A 5443-nucleotide genomic window follows, 5' to 3' on the forward strand; every position below is an offset into this window, starting at 1 on the left:
TTACCACTCCCCGATAGACTACAGTACGTTTACCCAGATAAAGTTCCTCTATTAAACGGTATTTACCTAACCGTTGATTTAAATGGATGACCTCTTGTGGATTATTTTCTTTCATATCAAGAGTTGTAATTATCTGACAACGGGTATTTGAGTTTACCCTCGGTAGCTGAATCGCTCGATTAAAAGCCTTTGGGTAGCATTTTTATTGTAAGAAGAAGTTGTGAAAAACTTGTGAAGGCGATCGTCCCCAAATATATATTTCTCTATGAAGCCGAATTTTTTAGAGAAATGGTATTAGTTTCTTGCTTTTGTCTCAAAGCAAGAAAGACTTTTCGGTTAAATTAGTTACTCTTTTTCCCGATTATTTGCTCAATAATTAAGAACGATAATCAACTAATACTTAAACATGGTTTGATGAAAAACTTTGATCTATTTCGGCGGAAGTAGCGATCGCCATTCACGACCTTAACGACTAGAAATTAAAAAATACTCTGACTGTAGCTAAGAAAATATCTTCATTGTCATTATCTTGGTTCGGTGCAGTAATCCAGATAAAACCAGGTTTAATCGAAATATTCCGCGACAAAGTGTACTGATAATACCCCTCAATATGCAGTGAGGTATCTTGATCGAAGCTGTCAATCTCATCACCAGCGATCGCCAAGTTAGTTAAAGTTGGTTCCATACCCACAATTAGCCCGCCGATATTTCCTTCCTTAAACAAATCTGTCAAAGTCAAGATCCCGGCGTAAGACCAAATATCGGCATCTCCTGCACCAATCAGTCGAGCGCTAATTTTAGTAACAAAACCACCAATATTGATTGTTGGTGTTAGTTGGTAAAAGCCTTGCAAACTATAAACATTAGCCACCACAGGAACATCTCGATCGAGAAAGATCCCCGCGTTATCAAACGTGTTCGCTAAAGCAGTACCAATAAAACCGTTACTATTAACATTAGGATTACCTCTTTGGCGACCAAACTTAAATTCACCAGGAAGCGAATAAATATTGGCATAAGTTAATGCCAAATTCAGATTATCCGTAGGGTTGAGAATCATTTGAGCCGCCGCAAAATAGTCCCCATTGAACAAACCGCGATCGGGGTTGGAACCAGGATTAGCTTGGTAAGTTCCACCGATGCGAATATTGGGAGTAAGCTGAAATCTCGTAATAATCCCGCTTCTGCCATTCAGACGGAAAACTGGACTTCGAGAAGCAAAAGCTGAAATTGGTCGTCCAGGTCCAAGCCAAGCCGAACCTTCGGGTCCTAATGCCGACCCCCCCGAACCAAATCCTCGCTGTGTAAAGATGGTAAAAACTGCTTTAAAATCTCCGGATTCAAAGGCGGTAAATGTATAATCTAAACTTGATAAGAAAAGATCGTTATCAGTTCCACCTCCATAACCCCAAGAAGTAGTTCCTTCGCTAGTAGAACCAACTTGTCTGCCGTTGTTTGGAGTATCAAACTGAGGATTGTTGATATTACTAGCAAATAAAGCTATTTCCAAAAGATCGCTTCCAGTAAAGCTTGTTGTGAGTGTTAAGGTAATATCCTCGTCTAATACTGTATTAGTCTCGCCGTTACCAGAAAAGTAATCAATGATTCCGAAACCAATATAGCCACTCAGTTTAGTGGTGGTGGAAAACTGGTTATCCTCCAGGGCTGCTAATTGAGCTTCTAGTCCATCGACTCTGGTGTCGATAGTGGCTAGTTCCGCCTCAAAATCTTGTTGTAACCTGCGTAAGGTTTCTAAATCGGCTTCGCTAACACCTGTCGTTTGTTGTTGTCCTTGTCCCTGTTGGCTGCGGGCGATTATTTCAGACAGGGAGTCTAAACAAGCACTTAAACCTGCGGCAAACTCATAGCGAGTCATCGCTCGATTGCCGCGAAAAGTGCCATCAGGATAACCTTGAATACAGCCGTAGCGATCGATTAACCCACGTAAAGCTTCATAAGCCCAGTCGCTAGGTGAAACGTCTCGTAGTTGGTTGACGGAGTTAATTTGATCGAGGGGATCGACTACTTCGCCATATACGTCTAGGTTGTCGGCGGATTGAACATCTCCTGATTCAGGATTGGTAATTTGTTCGATTCTTAACCAGGGTTCTGGTTCAACTGTGGGTTCGCTAATTTGCGAGTATTCGTCGAGTCTCTCCACAGTCTCAACTTCAGTTGCACCGTTGGTTTGAGTTTGAGCGACAATCTCGTCAATACTGAACCACTGCGGTGACTCTTGAAGCAAGTTTTCACTATCTGGGTTAGTTGTCTGGAAAGCTAGAGTCTCAGTTTCTGGGTTGGTTGGTGTTTCTGCGACGAGTGAGGATTCTGCGACTACCTCCGTAACTTCCGAGTCTTCCTTGATACTCGCTAAAGATCGATCTGCTAGTGCCATTTCCTCTGAACCTAAAGAGAGAAAGGACTCGGATAAAGAAACTTGACCTTCAGTAGTTAATTCTAGGGTGGCGCTTGATAAAGAAATAGGTGCAGCAACCTCAGCATTTTCTGTCTGGGGCATTGCTAATGCACCCGATGTTAAACTGACTACTGACAATGCAGAAATTGCAGAGATTACTGAAGCTCGAAAACTATCGACATTTTTCTTTTTCATTAGCGTATTTATTTTTACAGTTGGCTCAATTTTTTTAATAACTCTTTTCCACAAAGAAAAAGCGCGATCGCTGCACCTGGCGGTCTGCCATTCGGCACTGAATTTACAGCGATCGCGCTTCGGTGTTTAACTATTAGAAAGCAAAAACAACTCTGACTGTACCCAAGACAATATCTTCGTTGTCATTATCTTGGTTCGGTGCAGTGATCCAAATAAAACCAGGTGTAATCGAAATATTCCGCGACAGAGTGTACTGATAATACCCCTCAATATGCAGTGAAGTATCTTTATCGAAGCTGTCAATCTCATCACCAGCGATCGTCAAGTTAGTTAAAGTTGGTTCCATACCCACAATTAGCCCGCCGATATTTCCTTCCTTAAACAAATCTGTCAAAGTCAAAATCCCGGCGTAAGACCAAATATCGGCATCTCCTGCACCAATCAGTCGAGCATCGATTTTGGTAACAAAACCACCAATATTGATTGTTGGTGTTAGTTGGTAAAAGCCTTGCAAGCTATAAACATTAGCCACAACGGGAACGTCTCGATCGAGAAAGATCCCCGCGTTATCAAAATTGTTCGCTAAAGCAGTACCGATAAAACCGTTATTATTCGGATTACCCCTTTGGCGACTAAACTTAAATTGACCCGGAAGCGAGTAAGTATTGGCATAAGTTAACGCCAAAGCCAGATTATCAGTGGGGTTGAGAATCATTTGAGCCGCCGCAAAATAATTCCCATTGAACAAACCGCGATCGGGGTTGGAACCGGGATTAGCTTGGTAAGTTCCACCGATGCGAATATTGGGAGTAAGCTGAAATCTCGTAATAATCCCGCTTCTGCCATTCAGACGGAACACCGGACTACGAGCAGCAAAAGCTGAAATTGGTCGTCCAGGTCCGAGCCAAGCCGAACCATCGGGTCCGAATTCAAATCGCCCGGAACCAAAGCCGCGATTCGCAAAAATGGTAAAAACTGCTCTGGTATCTCCCGCTTCAAAGGCGGTAAACGTATAGTCTAAACTTTGCAAGCGGACATCGTTATTGAGAGTGCCTTCAAATGACCAAAATGGAGTTGCTTCTCTGGTACTACCCACATCTCTGCCATTATTAGGGGTATCAAACTGCGGAACGTCAGTATTAGTAGAAATCAAACCAATTTCTAACAAATCCTTTCCTGTAAAGGTGGTGTTCAGGCGCAAGATAATATCATCTTGCAATACTGTATTCGCCGGACCTTCACCAGAAAAGTAATCAATAATCCCGAAAGTAACAAATCCTCGGAGTGTAGTTGTCGTCGAAAACTGATTGGCTTCTAGGGTGGCTAACTGGGATTCGAGTCCGTCTACTCTGGTTCCGATAGTGGCTAGTTCCGCCTCAAAATCTTGTTGTAACCTGCGTAAGGTTTCTAAATCGGCTTCGCTAACACCTGTCGTTTGTTGTTGTCCTTGTCCCTGTTGGCTGCGGGCGATTATTTCAGACAGGGAGTCTAAACAAGCACTTAAACCTGCGGCAAACTCATAGCGAGTCATCGCTCGATTGCCGCGAAAAGTGCCATCAGGATAACCTTGAATACAGCCGTAGCGATCGATTAACCCACGTAAAGCTTCATAAGCCCAGTCGCTAGGTGAAACGTCTCGTAGTTGGTTGACGGAGTTAATTTGATCGAGGGGATCGACTACTTCGCCATATACGTCTAGGTTGTCGGCGGATTGAACATCTCCTGATTCAGGATTGGTAATTTGTTCGATTCTTAACCAGGGTTCTGGTTCAACTGTGGGTTCGCTAATTTGCGAGTATTCGTCGAGTCTCTCCACAGTCTCAACTTCAGTTGCACCGTTGGTTTGAGTTTGAGCGACAATCTCGTCAATACTGAACCACTGCGGTGACTCTTGAAGCAAGTTTTCACTATCTGGGTTAGTTGTCTGGAAAGCTAGAGTCTCAGTTTCTGGGTTGGTTGGTGTTTCTGCGACGAGTGAGGATTCTGCGACTACCTCCGTAACTTCCGAGTCTTCCTTGATACTCGCTAAAGATCGATCTGCTAGTGCCATTTCCTCTGAACCTAAAGAGAGAAAGGACTCGGATAAAGAAACTTGACCTTCAGTAGTTAATTCTAGGGTGGCGCTTGATAAAGAAATAGGTGCAGCAACCTCAGCATTTTCTGTCTGGGGCATTGCTAATGCACCCGATGTTAAACTGACTACTGACAATGCAGAAATTGCAGAGATTACTGAAGCTCGAAAACTATCGACATTTTTCTTTTTCATTAGCGTATTTATTTTTACAGTTGGCTCAATTTTTATAGTTGATTTCCCATTGGGTAAATTACGCCTTTGTCCAGGAAAAGCGCATTAAAACCTAACAGAGCCCAAAATACCTTATTAAGTATTTGATAGTCAAGTCGTTCATGCACTTTTATTACTAGAGATGCTTTAATCAGTTTATGGGAAGAGAAAATGGCGATCGCTACTTTTTTTCCAGTTCCCCTCTTTTGATTTCTTGATCGTTAAATAGCTATTCTTTATTAAAAAAATATTTACGAGCGAAAAAGATTAAAATATATCATAATTCAAATCGGATTAGAGCAGATTTTCAGAAAAATTAAACTGACTAGAGTAATTACCAAAAATAAATTAAAATTTAGGTTAAATGCTATTCGCTAAAGTTGCGTATTTTCGCTTCGGGAAAAATTTTAGTTGAGCGTCTTTTTTCAAAAAATTTGCCAAAACAAAAGTGGTGCTGCGCGATCCGAGCGCGATCGCTTATGATTCAGGTGAAGGTGATGCTTGACACACGATGTCTTACATTTTGTTGTGCAGAATGTGGGTTATAT

The 5443-nt window shown here is 42.1% G+C and carries 2 protein-coding genes; both read right to left on the reverse strand.

Annotated features, from left to right (window positions below):
- Positions 1 to 472 precede the first annotated feature (472 nt).
- The gene (locus G3T18_RS24320) at positions 473 to 2611 is read right to left on the reverse strand and encodes an iron uptake porin (protein WP_224413184.1); all 2139 of its coding nucleotides are present in this window, start codon (positions 2609 to 2611) and stop codon (positions 473 to 475) included.
- A gap of 133 nt (positions 2612 to 2744) precedes the next feature.
- Positions 2745 to 4877 carry an iron uptake porin gene (locus G3T18_RS24325; protein WP_224413185.1) on the reverse strand — a complete coding sequence of 711 codons (2133 nt, stop codon included), beginning with the start codon at positions 4875 to 4877 and terminating at the stop codon, positions 2745 to 2747.
- Between the last annotated feature and the right edge of the window lie 566 nt (positions 4878 to 5443).

This window comes from Oscillatoria salina IIICB1 (assembly GCF_020144665.1).
GTDB lineage: Bacteria > Cyanobacteriota > Cyanobacteriia > Cyanobacteriales > SIO1D9 > IIICB1.

Coding starts and splice junctions, on each gene's coding strand:
- G3T18_RS24320 (WP_224413184.1), bottom strand. CDS start 2,611: ATGAAAAAGAAAAATGTCGATAGTTTTCGAGCTTCAGTAATCTCTGCA.
- G3T18_RS24325 (WP_224413185.1), bottom strand. CDS start 4,877: ATGAAAAAGAAAAATGTCGATAGTTTTCGAGCTTCAGTAATCTCTGCA.